The sequence below is a fragment of the Streptomyces sp. NPDC048751 genome (genome assembly GCF_043198595.1).
In the GTDB taxonomy this organism is placed as follows: Bacteria; Actinomycetota; Actinomycetes; order Streptomycetales; family Streptomycetaceae; genus Streptomyces.
The window spans coordinates 14,406-30,038 of the sequence record NZ_JBICUX010000023.1; the positions used below are offsets into that span (position 1 = coordinate 14,406).

Consider the following 15,633-nt stretch of genomic DNA (forward strand, 5'->3'; position numbering starts at 1 on the left):
GGGAACGGAGTTCTGCGTGGACATCGTCGTCAAGGGCCGCAAGACCGAGGTGCCCGAGCGGTTCCGCAAGCACGTGGCCGAGAAGCTGAAGCTGGAGAAGATCCAGAGGCTTGATGCCAAGGTGATCAGCCTCGATGTCGAGGTGTCCAAGGAGCCGAACCCCCGACAGGCCGACCGTTGCGACCGAGTGGAGATCACGCTCCGCTCCCGCGGTCCGGTGATCCGGGCGGAGGCGGCAGCCAGCGATCCCTACGCGGCACTCGACCTGGCGGCGGAGAAACTGGACGCCCGGCTGCGCAAGCAGCACGACAAGCGTTACACGCGCAGGGGGGCACGCCGGCTCACGGCGGCAGAGGTCGCCGACCATGTTCCGGGAGTGGCGACGCTCAACGGCAACGGCCACCCCGTCCCGGCGGAAGAGACGGAAAGTGTGCCGACGAAGAAGATCGGCTCGCTCGAAGTGCAGGGCGACGGACCCCTCGTGGTGCGCGAGAAGACCCACGTCGCCGCGCCGATGACCCTCGACCAGGCTCTCTACGAGATGGAGCTGGTCGGGCACGACTTCTACCTGTTCGTCGACTCCGAGACGAAGGAACCCGCTGTCGTCTACCGGCGGCACGCGTACGACTACGGCGTGATCCATCTGAGGACGGACACGATGGTCACCCACGCACACTCGCCCGAGGCGGGCGGCGCGCTGGGTGGCTGACCTTCCTGATGACAGCTGAGGCGGTGCCCCTGGAGCGCGTGTGCGCCCCCAGGGGCACCCGTGTGCGCCCGTTACGCGTACCGCTTGTCACCGTGTTGTCGTCCGGGCATGGAATCATGGCCGCATCGACTCAACGGGTGGGTCGTTGCCTTGGGTTGGCGATGGCACAGCACCACGGCCACAGCCTCAGGGGGAGGAACGATGGCGGACAGCTTCGGACCGATGCGTGACGGAGATACCGACGAGGGTGTCGTCGGCATGGGCCCGGACGCGGGCACTCCACGCAAGGAGCCGATCAGAGTCCTGGTGGTGGACGACCATGCTCTGTTCCGCCGTGGCCTGGAGATCGTGCTCGCGGCCGAGGAGGACATCCAGGTCGTCGGGGAGGCGGGCGACGGCGCCGAGGCCGTCGACAAGGCCGCCGACCTGCTGCCCGACATCATCCTGATGGACGTACGGATGCCGAAGCGCGGCGGTATCGAGGCGTGCACCTCCATCAAGGAGGTGGCTCCCAGCGCGAAGATCATCATGTTGACGATCAGCGACGAGGAAGCCGACCTCTACGACGCGATCAAGGCCGGTGCGACCGGCTATCTCCTCAAGGAGATCTCCACGGACGAGGTGGCCACCGCCATTCGCGCGGTGGCCGACGGACAGTCGCAGATCAGCCCCTCCATGGCGTCGAAGCTGCTCACCGAGTTCAAGTCGATGATCCAGCGGACGGACGAGCGCCGACTGGTGCCCGCGCCGCGACTGACGGACCGTGAGCTGGAGGTCCTCAAGCTCGTGGCCACCGGAATGAACAACCGGGACATCGCCAAGGAGTTGTTCATCTCCGAGAACACCGTGAAGAACCATGTGCGCAACATCCTGGAGAAGCTGCAGCTGCACTCCAGGATGGAGGCGGTGGTCTACGCGATGCGGGAGAAGATCCTCGAGATCCGGTGAGCCTGCGAGCTCAGGCTGAAGCTGAGGCTCAGGCTCAGGCGAGTATGCGGGTGAGCTCCCTGGTGAGGGGCTCGCGCAGCTCGGGGGCGGCCACGCGTTCCACGCGTACGTCCGTGCAGTCCACCCAGCTCGCCGCCTCGGCCAGGGCCTGCGCCACCGCCGGGACCGTGTTCGGGCCGTCCAGGGTGATCTGCTTGGCGACCAGGGTGCGGCCCTCGCGGGCCGGGTCCACGCGGCCGACGAGGTGGCCGCCGGCGAGGACCGGCATCGCGAAGTAGCCGTGGACACGCTTCGGCTTGGGGACGTAGGCCTCCAGACGGTGGGTGAAGCCGAAGAGGCGTTCCGTGCGGGCCCGTTCCCAGATCAGGGAGTCGAACGGGGACAGCAGTGTGGTGCGGTGCCGGCCGCGCGGGGGTGTCTCCAGGGCCGCAGGGTCGGCCCAGGCGGGCTTGCCCCAGCCTTCGACCGTCACCGGGACCAGACCCGAGTCGGCGATCACCTGGTCGACCTGGTCGCCCTTGAGGCGGTGGTAGTCGGCGATGTCCGCGCGGGTGCCGACGCCGAGGGACTGGCCGGCGAGGCGCACCAGGCGGCGCAGGCACTCGGTGTCGTCCAGCTCGTCGTGCAGCAGGGCTTCGGGGACGGCGCGCTCGGCGAGGTCGTAGACGCGCTTCCAGCCACGGCGTTCGACGCAGACCACTTCGCCGTACATCAGGGCGCGTTCGACGGCGACCTTCGTGCCCGACCAGTCCCACCACTCGCTGGTCTTCTTCGCACCGCCCAACTCCGTGGCGGTGAGGGGGCCTTCGGAGCGGAGCTGCTTGACGACCTGGTCGTAGGTGCCGTCGGGGAGCTCGTGGTTCCAGTGCGGGCGGTTGCGGTAGGCGCGGCGGCGGAAGGCGAAGTGGGGCCACTCCTCGATGGGGAGGATGCAGGCGGCGTGCGACCAGTACTCGAAGGCGTGTGGTCGTGCCGGAGGCGCGCCGTCCGGCTGGGGCTGCCAGTAGGCGTTCTCGACTGTGCTGCGGCCCACCGCGCCCAGGCGGGCGTAGGGGATGAGTTCATGGGAGCGGGCGAGGACGGAGATGGTGTCCAGCTGGACCGCGCCCAGATGGCGGAGGACGCCGCGGACGCCGGAGCGGCGGTCGGGGGCGCCGAGGAAGCCTTGGGCTCTCAGGGCGATGCGGCGGGCCTCGTCCGCCGAGAGGGTGGTTGTGGGGCGCGGGGTCGTCATGAGTCGCACGATAGGGGGTGGGTCTGACAGTGGGGGGGGCGCGAGGTGTTCCCGGGCCGGACTGTGCGGGCACCCGGTACCGGGCCGGGCGGGGGTGGGTCAGGGGGATGAGCGGGCCGGCAGGTAGGGGGCCGTTGAGGGGAGGTTCAGGTCCGAGGGGAGGAGGGAGCCCACCCAGCAGTCCCGGCGGACGCCCTTGTTGCTGACGGCGGAGCGGAGGGTGCCCTCGATGGTGAAGCCGGTGTGTTCGGCCACCGCGCGGGAGGCGGTGTTGCCGACTTCGGCACGCCATTCGACGCGGTCCACGGCGAGCTGTGTGAAGGCCCAGCGGGAGGCGGTGAGAGCGGCCTCGGTGGTGTAGCCGTTGCCGCGGTGCTCCTTGGCGGCCCAGAAGCCGATCTCGGCGGAGCCCAGGGAACGCATGGTGAGGCTGAGCATGCCCACCAGCTCCCCTTCGGGGAGGAAGACGCCGAACGTGAACATCGAGGAGTCGGCCCAGCCGTCCGGGACCAGTTGTTCCGTGAAGCTCTCGGCGTGTTCACGGTGGTACGGGGAGGGAAGGGTGGTCCACCGCTGGATGTCGGGGTCCTGGGCGGCGGCGTACACGGCGTCGGTGTCCTGGGGACCGACCGTGCGCAGGAGGAGACGGTCGGTGGTGAGCGTCACGGGTTCCATCGGCCGATTCTGCTCGGGGGTGCGCCGCGCCGCCATCTTTTTGCGCTGGGTGAGCGTGCGATCACAGTTCGTGTGATTCGTCGGCGGTGCGCGGCACCATCCGCGGGCCCCGGCCGTTGTGCCCTTTGAAGCGGATGTGCGGGCCTCCCGGCGCGGTGGGGTCCTCGCATACGATGGCCGTTGCTCAGTAAGTCAAATGGAAACCGACCGTCCCAGGCCCGACCGGCAAGGAGACCAACCCCCGTGTCCGTCCTCTCGAAGATCATGCGTGCAGGCGAAGGCAAGATCCTGCGCAAGCTGCACCGCATCGCGGACCAGGTCAACTCCATCGAAGAGGACTTCGTCGACCTCTCCGACGCCGAGCTGCGAGCCCTCACCGATGAGTACAAGCAGCGGTACGCCGACGGAGAGAGCCTCGACGACCTGCTCCCCGAGGCCTTCGCCACGGTCCGCGAGGCCGCCAAGCGCGTCCTCGGCCAGCGGCACTACGACGTCCAGATGATGGGCGGCGCCGCCCTGCACATGGGCTACGTGGCCGAGATGAAGACCGGTGAGGGCAAGACCCTGGTCGGCACGCTGCCCGCGTATCTGAACGCCCTCTCCGGAGACGGCGTCCACCTCATCACGGTCAACGACTACCTGGCAGAGCGCGACTCCGAGATGATGGGCCGCGTCCACCGGTTCCTCGGCCTCACGGTCGGCTGCATCCTCTCCAACATGACGCCGGCCCAGCGCCGTGAGCAGTACAACTGCGACATCACCTACGGCACGAACAACGAGTTCGGCTTCGACTACCTCCGCGACAACATGGCGTGGTCCAAGGACGAGCTCGTCCAGCGCGGCCACAACTTCGCCATCGTCGACGAGGTCGACTCCATCCTGGTCGACGAGGCCCGTACGCCGCTGATCATCTCCGGTCCGGCCGACCAGGCCACCAAGTGGTACGGCGACTTCGCCAAGCTGGTCACGCGCCTGAAGAAGGGCGAGGCGGGCAACCCCCTCAAGGGCCTCGAGGAGACCGGCGACTACGACGTCGACGAGAAGAAGCGCACGGTCGCCATCCACGAGGCGGGTGTCAGCAAGGTCGAAGACTGGCTGGGCATCGACAACCTCTACGAGTCGGTGAACACCCCGCTCGTGGGTTACCTGAACAACGCCATCAAGGCCAAGGAACTCTTCAAGAAGGACAAGGACTACGTCGTCATCGACGGCGAAGTCATGATCGTCGACGAGCACACCGGACGTATCCTCGCCGGCCGCCGCTACAACGAGGGCATGCACCAGGCGATCGAGGCGAAGGAAGGGGTGGACATCAAGGACGAGAACCAGACGCTCGCCACGATCACCCTGCAGAACTTCTTCCGCCTCTACAGCAAGCTCTCCGGCATGACCGGTACGGCGATGACCGAGGCCGCCGAGTTCCATCAGATCTACAAGCTCGGTGTGGTCCCGATCCCGACGAACAAGCCGATGGTCCGCAAGGACCAGTCGGACCTCATCTACCGCACCGAGGTCGCGAAGTTCGAGGCGGTCGTCGACGACATCGCCGAGAAGCACGAGAAGGGCCAGCCGATCCTCGTCGGTACGACGTCGGTCGAGAAGTCCGAGTATCTCTCTCAGCAGCTCAGCAAGCGCGGCATCCAGCACGAGGTGCTGAACGCCAAGCACCACGAGCGTGAGGCGTCGATCGTCGCCCAGGCCGGCCGCAAGGGCGCCGTGACCGTGGCCACCAACATGGCCGGTCGTGGTACGGACATCAAGCTCGGCGGCAACCCCGAGGACCTCGCCGAGGCGGAGCTGCGCCAGCGCGGCCTCGACCCCGAGGAGCACATCGAGGAGTGGGCGCACGCCCTGCCCGCGGCCCTGGAGAAGGCCGAGCAGGCCGTCAAGGCCGAGAAGGAAGAGGTCGAGGAGCTCGGCGGTCTCTACGTGCTGGGCACCGAGCGGCACGAGTCGCGTCGTATCGACAACCAGCTGCGCGGTCGTTCCGGCCGTCAGGGCGACCCCGGCGAGTCCCGCTTCTACCTGTCGCTCGGCGACGACCTGATGCGTCTGTTCAAGGCGCAGATGGTCGAGCGCGTGATGTCGATGGCGAACGTCCCGGACGACGTGCCGATCGAGAACAAGATGGTCACGCGCGCGATCGCGTCCGCGCAGTCGCAGGTCGAGCAGCAGAACTTCGAGACCCGTAAGAACGTCCTCAAGTACGACGAGGTCCTCAACCGTCAGCGCGAGGTCATCTACGGCGAGCGGCGCCGTGTCCTGGAGGGCGAGGACCTCCAGGAGCAGGTCCACCACTTCATGGACGACACGATCGACGCGTACGTCGCCGCCGAGACGGCCGAGGGCTTCGCCGAGGAGTGGGACCTGGACCGGCTGTGGGGCGCCTTCAAGCAGCTCTACCCGGTGAAGGTCACCGTCGAGGAGCTGGAGGACGCGGCCGGCGACCGGGCCGGGCTGACGGCCGAGTTCATCAGCGAGTCCATCAAGGACGACATCCGCCAGCAGTACGACGCGCGTGAGGCGCAGCTGGGCTCCGAGATCATGCGTGAGCTGGAGCGCCGGGTCGTGCTGTCGGTCCTGGACCGCAAGTGGCGCGAGCACCTCTACGAGATGGACTACCTCCAGGAGGGCATCGGCCTGCGCGCGATGGCCCAGAAGGACCCGCTGGTCGAGTACCAGCGCGAGGGCTTCGACATGTTCTCCGCGATGATGGACGGCATCAAGGAGGAGTCCGTCGGCTACCTGTTCAACCTGGAGGTCCAGGTCGAGCAGCAGGTCGAGGAAGTTCCGGTCGAGGATGCCAAGCCGGCGGCCGAGGGGCCGAAGGACGCGGTTCCGGCGCAGGCGGGTTCCCGTCCCGAGATCCGTGCGAAGGGCCTCGACGCCCCGCAGCGGCGGGAGCTGCACTTCTCGGCGCCGACCGTGGACGGTGAGGGCGGTGTCGTCGAAGGTGACTTCGCCGACGACGAGGAGCCGGTGCGCTCCGAGGCCGATGGCCTCACGCGCGCGGAGCGGCGCAAGCAGGCCAAGGGCGGGCGTCGCCGCAAGAAGTGACGGTGCGGCCGCTGGGCCGTAGCTGTTGAAGGGCCGGGTCACCTGAGGGTGCCCGGCCCTTCGGCGTCAGCCGTCACCCGTCACCCGTCACCAGGTCACCAGTCACCGGGTCAGCCGTCAGCCTTTCGCCGTCAGTCGTCGTCCGGGCTGGGCCTGCGTGGGCCGCCCAGTTCCACTGCCGTGCAGCGCCAGCGGCGGTCCCGGCCCAGTTCCAGGCGGAAGGCCATGGCACGCAGCCGGTCGCCTGCGCCGATGCGGGCGAAGGCCTCGATGGCGCCGGGGCGGGGGCTCTCGTAGCCGATGTCCCGGATGACGGGGCGGGAGCCTCGGGTGGTGCGCAGCGGGCCGCGTTCGGCGAGCCAGGCGAGTTCGTCGTAGGCGCGGCCCGCGGTGAGGCCGAGCATGTAGTGGACGGGGCGCTGGCCGCTGAGGACGGCGAGGAGGCGGTCGGCGAAGACGTCGGTGGGGCGGAGCTGGGTGAGGGGCCGGCGGGGGGAGGGGGCGGGGACGCGCGGTCCGGTGTCGGCGGCAGGGCCGTACTGGTCGGCGTCGGCCGTGGTGGCAGCGATGGTGCCTGCGGCGTTCACGGTCCTTCCGGCGTTCACGGCCGTTTTGGCGGTCGCCGCGCTTCGGCCCGGGCCGGAGGCGGGGCGGGTGTCCGCGGGGCGCGTACGGGCGCGGCCGGCCGCCTTCGAGGGGCCTGGTGGGCGGCCACCGCCGGGTGCCGTGCGGGGCCTGCCGCCGCCCGGGGTGCGGGGAGGGACGGCGGCGGGGGTTGAGGTGGCGCTCGGGGTGCGGGGCGCGGTGGTGCCCGGTGCGCGGGGCGCTGTGGTGTCGGGGGTGCTCGCCCGGGGGTGTTGTGCCCTGGTCATGACCTTGTTCATGGGGGATCCCGTTCGGTGGGCCCGGGATGTACCGGGCAGTAACTTGCTGGTGGGGATCTTGTTACGGGGCCGGACGGGGCGGCGGCAAGGAAGCAAGGGCGTGGCGCGGGGGGCCGGGAAGTTCACCTATCAGGGTGATCGCGGTGGCCGGAAGCCTGTCGTGGCGGGGGCGGGGCGGGTGAGTTCCGGGGTGCGGAGTGGACGCCTGGGAGGGGGTGGGCTGGAACTCGAAAGGGGACGTCCGCACGTATCCTGAAGGCCCTCCGGGAGGCGTCCGCCGATCTCCCAGGGGCCTGAAGCGGAGCCCTCGACCACGAAAGCGGCAGCCATGCGTGTCTACGTCCCCCTGACCCTTCCCGGTCTCGCCGAGGCGTACAAGACGGGTGAGCTGGGGGCCGCGCCGCTCGTGGCGTACGCCGTCACGCCGGCGCTGCGCGAGTGGTACGTCTCCGACGACCTGGAGGAGCTCGAGTACGCGGCACTGAACCGGGCCGCGCTGGCCTCGCTGCGGCTGCTCGCCGCGGACCCGGCGGCGGCCCGTCGGCGTGTCGTCGTCGCCGTCGACGTACCCGACCGCGCCGCCACCTCCGACCCCGACCGGGCGCTGGACCCGGCCGCGCTCGGCGAGGTACGGGTCGCCGGGGCCGTGCCACTGGCGAAGGCTGCCGCCGTGCACGTGGACGCGGGGGACGCGGAAACGGACGTCGCCGCGGCGGCGCGGGCGCTGGAAGCGGCGGACGGCGGTGACGACGACGCACAGTTCGTCGTGGACGGAGCCGAGGACCACGAACTGCTCTGGTACGCGACGCAGGAGATCCCGAACCTGGTGGGACTGGGGGACTGAGCCGACCGTTGTGGGGGTGAGCCCGGAGGCCATGGGCTGAGTGGAGCGGTGGTGGAGGTCGGCCGCGCCCACCGCGAAGGTCGAGCCCGCCGGTTGTGGGGCTCGAGCCTCGTCGCGTGCAGAGGCCGGTCGCGGAGGTTGAGCCGTCGGGTGTCGAGGCCGAGCCTCCTCGGGTGCCGAGGCCGCACCCGCCGGGTGCCCAGGTCGAGCTCCGCCGGATGTCGAGGCCGAGCCGAGCCCCCGCGGCGTGCTCCGCTGTGCCCCGGTGAGCCCCTGGGAATGCGCCCCGGTGTACCCCGGGTGTCGCAGCTCGCATCCGTGGTGTGACGTTGCGTCCTCCTGGTTGTCAGTGGTGGGGGGTACGTTTTTGGGCATGGGGAAGCACGGAGCGGCACACATTGTCTGGGACTGGAACGGGACGCTGTTCCACGACAACGAGGCGATCATCGGCGCGACGAACGCCGCGTTCGCCGAGCTGGGCATCGAGCCCATCACGCTGGAGCAGTACCGGGCGCTGTACTGCGTACCGGTGCCGAAGTTCTACGAGCGGCTGATCGGGCGACTGCCGACCGACGCCGAGTGGGAGGCCATGGACGACGTCTTCCACCGGTACTACGCCGAGCACCGGGTGGCGTGCTCGCTCGCCACCGGCGCGGTGGAGCTGCTCATGGGGTGGCGGTCGGCCGGCCGGAGTCAGTCGATCCTCAGCATGTACGTGCACGACGAGCTCGTCCCGTTGGTGCGGGGGTTCGGGATCGAGCAGCACTTCATACGGGTCGACGGACGGACCGGGCCGTCCGGGGGCAGCAAGGCCGAGCACATGGTGCGCCACCTCGGGTCCCTCACGGGGGTGGAGGCGAGACGCACGGTGGTGATCGGGGACGCCGCCGACGACGCGGTCGCCGCACGCCACGCAGGGGCGCAGGCCGTGCTGTACACCGGGGGCTCGCACAGCCGGGCCAGCCTCGAAGGGGTGGGCGCCCCCGTCGTGGACACACTGGAGGAAGCCGTGGCGGAGGCCGAGCGACTGGCGGCGTGAGCATGCGCGCAGCGAGGCGCCGGCGGCGCGAGGGCGTCTCGGGTCAGTTCACCGGCGCCTTCACCCGTAGCACCTTCAGGAACTCGCGCATCCAGCCGGGATGGTCCGGCCAGGCGCGGGAGGAGACGAGGGTGCCGTCGACGACCGCCTCCGCGTCCTGGAAGGTGGCGCCGGCGGTCTGCATGTCGAGTTCGAGCGCGGGGTACGCCGTGACGCGGCGCCCGCTGAGGCTGTCGATCGCGGCGGTGAGGAGGGGGCCGTGGCAGATCTGGGCGACCGGCTTGTCCGCGTCGAAGAAGGACTTGAGGATCTTGCGGAGCTCGGGATCGTTGCGGAGGTACTCGGGGGCGCGGCCCCCGGGGACGACGACGGCCGCGTACTGACCGGGGTCCACCTCGGAGAAGGCGAGGTCGGCGGGCCAGGTGTAGCCGGGCTTCTCGGTGTACGTGTCGAAGCCGGGTTCGAAGTCGTGGACCACGAACTGGAGCTTCTTGCGGGCGGGGGCTGCGATGTGGACGTCGTAGCCTTCTTCGCGGAGGCGCTGGTAGGGGTACAGGACTTCCAGGGATTCCGCCGCGTCGCCGGTGACGATGAGGATTTTCGCTGTCATGTCGGTGCGCTCCCCTCAGGACCGTGGCCTGCCGACAACGTGCCTCTCGGGGGCGACCCTGCCAAGAGGCCCGGTCACTTTCAGGGTGCCCCGGCGCGGACACCGGCGTCGAGTTTTCACACCCCCTGCACGAGGGCACCGGCCCCGTCCCTGTGCAGAACGTCAAACTTCCACCCCTGCTTTTGTACACATACGGCTCATGACGGGCCCCCCGTGAGGAGCGATAGCCTGGGTGGCGTGATCAGCGCGATAGCTCGCGGGGGCGCTGTTGCCCCTGCCCTGCGCCCGGTGAGCACGGATCATCTCCGTGACCGGGTGGCGGTCGCTGGTCGTCGCGGGCGGGACGGGGCCTCGAGAGCTCCCAGGACGCCGAGCGCCCCAGGGGACGATGCGTCGCAGAGAGCAGCGTCACACTCGTGGGGCAGCTCAAAAATGGCTCATATCTCCCCGCTCATCTCCCCTTGCGGCATAGCGTCGAAGCAGACCGGACACCCCGCGTCGCGGCGGTACGTCGGAAGGGCGGAGACCGTACTTCCTTCTACGTCACGCAACGGCGCGCGACAGGAGCCAGAGGACAATGCAGACCAAGCTGGACGAAGCCAAGGCCGAGTTGCTGGAGAGGGCTGCTCGGGTCGCTGAGAACAGCCCGGTCGGGGGGCACTTTCCCACCGGGACCACGGACGAGGGCACCCCGGACCGGGACACCGCGCTCGCGTTCCTCCGGCGTTACTACCTGCACACCGCCCCGGAGGACCTGGGCGACCGCGACCCGGTCGACGTCTTCGGAGCCGCTTTCTCGCACTACCGGCTGGCCGAGAACCGCCCGCAGGGCACCGCCAACGTCCGGGTCCACACCCCGACCGTCGAGGAGAACGGCTGGACGTGCAGCCACTCCGTCGTCGAGGTCGTCACCGACGACATGCCCTTCCTCGTGGACTCGGTGACGAACGAGCTGACCCGCCAGGGCCGCGGCATCCACGTCGTCATCCACCCGCAGATCGTGGTCCGCCGCGACGTCACCGGCAGGCTCATCGAGGTGCTCGGCGCATCGCGCGAGGAGGACCTCCCGCACGACGTGCACATCGAGTCCTGGATCCACGTGGAGATCGACCGGGAGACCGACCGCGGCGACCTCAAGCAGATCACCGCCGATCTGCTGCGTGTCCTGTCCGACGTCCGTGAGGCCGTCGAGGACTGGGACAAGATGCGGGACGCGGCGCTGCGCATGGCCGACGAGCTGCCGAAGGAGCCCGTCGCCTCCGACCTGCGCGAGCTGGAGATCGAGGAGGCCCGTGAGCTGCTGCGCTGGCTGGCCGCCGACCACTTCACGTTCCTCGGCTACCGCGAGTATCAGCTGCGCGACGACGACTCCCTCGCCGCCGTGCCCGGCACCGGCCTCGGCATCCTGCGCTCCGACCCGCACCACTCCGGCGACGAGAGCCACCCGGTCAGCCCGTCCTTCGAGCGGCTGCCCGCGGACGCCCGCGCCAAGGCCCGCGAGCACAACCTGCTCGTCCTGACCAAGGCGAACAGCCGTGCCACCGTGCACCGGCCGTCGTATCTGGACTACATCGGCGTCAAGAAGTTCGACGATCAGGGCAACGTCGTCGGTGAGCGCCGCTTCCTCGGCCTGTTCTCCTCCGCCGCGTACACCGAGTCCGTGCGCCGGGTCCCGGTGATCCGGCGCAAGGTCGACGAGGTGCTGGAGCGCGCCGGGTTCTCGCCCAACAGCCACGACGGGCGCGACCTGCTGCAGATCCTGGAGACGTACCCGCGCGACGAGCTCTTCCAGACCCCGGTCGACGAGCTGCAGGCCATCGTCACCTCCGTGCTCTACCTCCAGGAGCGCCGGCGCCTCAGGCTCTACCTCCGCCAGGACGAGTACGGGCGCTACTACTCCGCCCTCGTCTACCTCCCCCGCGACCGCTACACCACCGGTGTCCGGCTGCGGATCATCGACATCCTCAAGGAGGAGCTCGGCGGCATCAGCGTCGACTTCACCGCCTGGAACACCGAGTCGATCCTCTCCCGGCTGCACTTCGTCGTCCGCGTCCCGCAGGGCACCGAACTGGAGCAGCTCAGCGACGCCGACAAGGACCGCATCGAGGCGCGGCTCGTCGAGGCCGCCCGCTCCTGGGTCGACGGGTTCTCGGACGCGCTGAACGCCGAACTCGGCGAGGAGCGCGCCGCCGAACTGCTGCGCAGCTACAACAACGCCTTCCCCGAGGGCTACAAGGCCGACCACTCACCGCGCGCGGCCGTCGCCGACCTGTGCAACCTGGAACGGCTCAGCGAGGAGGAGGGCAACGACTTCGCCCTCAGCCTGTACGAGCCGGTCGGCGCCGCACCCGACGAGCGCCGGTTCAAGATCTACCGCAAGGGTGAGTCGGTCTCCCTGTCCGCGGTGCTGCCGGTCCTCAACCGGCTCGGCGTCGAGGTGATGGACGAGCGGCCCTACGAACTGCGCTGCTCGGACCGGAGCGTCGCCTGGATCTACGACTTCGGTCTGCGCATCCCCAAGGCGCTGGCCGGCGGCAACGGCGACTACCTCGGCGACGACGGCCGCGAGCGTTTCCAGGAGGCCTTCGCCGCCACCTGGACCGGCCAGGCGGAGAACGACGGCTTCAACGCCCTCGTGCTGGGTGCCGGGCTGACCTGGCGGCAGGCGATGGTGCTGCGGGCGTACGCCAAGTACCTGCGGCAGGCCGGGTCGACGTTCAGCCAGGACTACATGGAGGACACCCTCCGCACCAACGTCCACACCACCCGCCTGCTGGTCTCCCTCTTCGAGGCGCGGATGTCCCCCGAGCGCCAGCGCGCCGGGATGGAGATCGTCGACGCGCTCCTGGAGGAGCTGGACGCCGCCCTCGACCAGGTGGCGAGCCTCGACGAGGACAGGATCCTGCGGTCCTTCCTCACCGTGATCAAGGCGACGCTGCGCACCAACTTCTTCCAGGAGGCGGCGGGCGGCAAGCCGCACGCGTACGTCTCCATGAAGTTCGACCCGCAGGCCATCCCGGACCTGCCGGCCCCGCGCCCGGCGTTCGAGATCTGGGTGTACTCGCCGCGTGTCGAGGGCGTGCACCTCAGGTTCGGGAAGGTCGCGCGCGGTGGTCTGCGCTGGTCCGACCGGCGCGAGGACTTCCGGACCGAGATCCTGGGCCTGGTCAAGGCGCAGATGGTGAAGAACACCGTCATCGTGCCCGTCGGCGCCAAGGGCGGCTTCGTCGCCAAGCAGCTGCCGGACCCGAGCGTCGACCGGGACGCCTGGCTGGCCGAGGGCATCGCCAGCTACAAGACGTTCATCTCGGCCCTGCTCGACATCACCGACAACATGGTCGCCGGCGAGGTCGTCCCGCCGCCGGACGTCGTCCGCCACGACGAGGACGACACGTACCTCGTGGTCGCGGCCGACAAGGGCACGGCGACGTTCTCCGACATCGCCAACGAGGTCGCCGAGTCGTACAACTTCTGGCTCGGGGACGCCTTCGCCTCCGGCGGCTCGGCCGGCTACGACCACAAGGGCATGGGCATCACCGCCCGCGGCGCCTGGGAGTCCGTCAAGCGGCACTTCCGCGAGCTGGGCGTGAACACGCAGGCCGAGGACTTCACGGTCGTCGGCATCGGCGACATGTCCGGTGACGTGTTCGGCAACGGCATGCTGCTCTCCGAGCACATCCGCCTGGTCGCCGCCTTCGACCACCGGCACATCTTCATCGACCCGCACCCGGTCGCGGACACCTCCTACGCCGAGCGCCGTCGCCTGTTCGAGCTGCCCCGCTCCAGCTGGGCCGACTACAACACCGAGCTGCTGTCGGCCGGCGGCGGGATCTTCCCCCGTACGGCGAAGTCGATCCCCGTCAACGCGCACATCCGCGAGGCCCTCGGCATCGAGGAGCGCGTCACCAAGATGACGCCGGCCGACCTGATGAGGGCCATCCTCAAGGCGCCGGTGGACCTGCTGTGGAACGGCGGCATCGGTACGTACGTCAAGGCGTCCACCGAGACCCACGCGGACGTCGGCGACAAGGCCAACGACCCGATCCGCGTCGACGGCGGGGACCTGCGGGTCCAGGTCGTCGGCGAGGGCGGCAACCTGGGGCTCACCCAGCTCGGCCGGATCGAGTTCGCGCTGCGCGGCGGCAGGATCAACACGGACGCCATCGACAACAGCGCGGGCGTGGACACCTCCGACCACGAGGTGAACATCAAGATCCTGCTGAACGGCCTGGTCACGGACGGCGACATGACCGTCAAGCAGCGCAACAAGCTGCTCGCCGAGATGACCGACGAGGTCGGCGCGCTGGTCCTGCGCAACAACTACGCGCAGAACACCGCGATCGCCAACGCCCTCGCCCAGTCCAAGGACATGCTCCACGCCCAGCAGCGCTTCATCCGCCACCTGGTGCGCGAGGGCCACCTCGACCGGGCCCTGGAGTTCCTGCCGACCGACCGTCAGATCCGCGAGCGCCTCGGCCAGGGCCAGGGCCTGACCGGCCCGGAGACCGCCGTCCTGCTGGCGTACACGAAGATCACGGTCGCCGAGGAACTGCTGCACACCTCGCTGCCGGACGACCCCTACCTGAGCGGTCTGCTGCACTGCTACTTCCCGACCGCGCTGCGCGAGCAGTTCGCCGAGCGGGTCGAGGGCCACCCGCTGCGCCGTGAGATCACCACGACCGTGCTGGTCAACGACACGGTCAACACGGGTGGTACGACCTACCTGCACCGCCTGCGCGAGGAGACCGGTGCCTCCCTGGAGGAGATCGTCAGGGCGCAGACCGTGGCCCGCGAGACCTTCCGCTCCTCCGAGGTGTGGGACGCGGTCGAGGCGCTCGACAACAAGGTCGAGGCCGACGTCCAGACCCGCATCCGTCTGCACTCGCGCCGACTGGTGGAGCGCGGCACGCGCTGGCTGCTCAACAACCGGCCGCAGCCGCTTCAGCTCGCCGAGACCGTCGACTTCTTCGCCGAGCGCGTCGAGCAGGTGTGGTCGCAGCTGCCGAAGCTGCTGCGTGGCGCGGACCAGGAGTGGTGGCAGAAGATCCACGACGAGCTGACGGGCGCCGGCGTCCCGGACGAACTGGCCACCCGCGTGGCCGGGTTCTCCTCCGCCTTCCCGGCGCTCGACATCGTGTCGGTGGCCGACCGTATGGGCCGGGAGCCGCTGGACGTCGCCGAGGTGTACTACGACCTCGCCGACCGGCTGCACATCACCCAGCTCATGGACCGCATCATCGAGCTGCCCCGCGCCGACCGCTGGCAGTCCATGGCCCGCGCCTCCATCCGCGAGGACCTGTACGCGGCCCACGCGGCGCTGACGGCGGAGGTTCTGGCCGTCGGCAACGGCACGTCAACTCCCGAGCAGCGCTTCACGGCGTGGCAGGAGAAGAACGCGGCGCTCCTCGGCCGGGCGCGGACGACTCTGGACGAGATCCAGAGCTCGGACTCGTTCGATCTGGCCAACCTGTCGGTGGCGATGCGGACGATGCGGACGCTGCTGCGGTCGCATTCGTAGGGGATACGTCGGTGAGGGCGCCCCGGGCCGGGAGGCTCGGGGCGCCCTGTGTTTCTGGCCGCCCGCTCCCGGTGGGGCATTTCGGGCTTATGTGGGCATGCATTATAAAGTGACC

At 69.6% G+C, this 15,633-nt stretch carries 10 protein-coding genes; 6 read left to right on the plus strand and 4 right to left on the minus strand.

All coding sequences use genetic code 11. The annotated features are described in order from the left end of the window. Nucleotides 1-16: 16 nt before the first annotated feature. Both hpf and ACGFNV_RS42695 read left to right on the plus strand, forming a co-directional pair. Nucleotides 17-709, plus strand: a complete 693-nt coding sequence (gene hpf, locus ACGFNV_RS42690) for a ribosome hibernation-promoting factor, HPF/YfiA family (RefSeq protein WP_037675250.1) — start codon at nt 17-19, stop codon at nt 707-709. A 201-nt stretch (nt 710-910) separates the two neighbouring features. Then, the gene (locus tag ACGFNV_RS42695) at nt 911-1,657 is read left to right on the plus strand and encodes a response regulator transcription factor (RefSeq protein WP_133931451.1); all 747 of its coding nucleotides are present in this window, start codon (nt 911-913) and stop codon (nt 1,655-1,657) included. 34 nt (nt 1,658-1,691) lie between these two features. Here ACGFNV_RS42695 and ACGFNV_RS42700 read toward each other — a convergent pair whose 3' ends face one another. Continuing rightward, on the minus strand, nt 1,692-2,891 hold the full coding sequence (locus ACGFNV_RS42700; RefSeq protein ID WP_393630599.1) for a winged helix-turn-helix domain-containing protein: 1,200 nt from the start codon (nt 2,889-2,891) through the stop codon (nt 1,692-1,694). 99 nt (nt 2,892-2,990) lie between these two features. Further along, a complete protein-coding gene (locus ACGFNV_RS42705; protein WP_393630601.1) occupies nt 2,991-3,566 on the minus strand; it encodes a GNAT family N-acetyltransferase in 576 nt (191 codons plus the stop codon). Nucleotides 3,567-3,809: 243 nt separating this feature from the next. Between ACGFNV_RS42705 and secA the strand changes: the two genes are divergently transcribed. Next, complete coding sequence (gene secA / locus ACGFNV_RS42710; RefSeq protein ID WP_393630603.1) at nt 3,810-6,623, plus strand: preprotein translocase subunit SecA; 2,814 nt, start codon at nt 3,810-3,812, stop codon at nt 6,621-6,623. Nucleotides 6,624-6,754: 131 nt separating this feature from the next. Here the strand turns inward: secA and ACGFNV_RS42715 are convergent, their stop codons facing one another. Next, nucleotides 6,755-7,507, minus strand: coding sequence for an Rv3235 family protein (locus ACGFNV_RS42715; protein WP_393630604.1), 753 nt, complete (start codon nt 7,505-7,507; stop codon nt 6,755-6,757). Nucleotides 7,508-7,835: 328 nt separating this feature from the next. On the opposite strand from ACGFNV_RS42715, the gene ACGFNV_RS42720 reads away from it, so the two are divergent. Next, complete coding sequence (locus ACGFNV_RS42720) at nt 7,836-8,351, plus strand: DUF6912 family protein (protein WP_393630606.1); 516 nt, start codon at nt 7,836-7,838, stop codon at nt 8,349-8,351. Between the two features lie 373 nt (nt 8,352-8,724). Then, on the plus strand, nt 8,725-9,390 hold the full coding sequence (locus ACGFNV_RS42725) for an HAD family hydrolase (RefSeq protein WP_393630607.1): 666 nt from the start codon (nt 8,725-8,727) through the stop codon (nt 9,388-9,390). 43 nt (nt 9,391-9,433) lie between these two features. Here ACGFNV_RS42725 and ACGFNV_RS42730 read toward each other — a convergent pair whose 3' ends face one another. Then, nucleotides 9,434-10,000 (minus strand): DJ-1/PfpI family protein, encoded by a 567-nt coding sequence (locus tag ACGFNV_RS42730; protein WP_133931444.1) that lies wholly within the window; start codon nt 9,998-10,000, stop codon nt 9,434-9,436. Between the two features lie 577 nt (nt 10,001-10,577). Between ACGFNV_RS42730 and ACGFNV_RS42735 the strand changes: the two genes are divergently transcribed. Beyond that, nucleotides 10,578-15,518, plus strand: coding sequence for an NAD-glutamate dehydrogenase (locus ACGFNV_RS42735; RefSeq protein WP_393630609.1), 4,941 nt, complete (start codon nt 10,578-10,580; stop codon nt 15,516-15,518). The last annotated feature ends 115 nt before the right edge of the window (nt 15,519-15,633 follow it).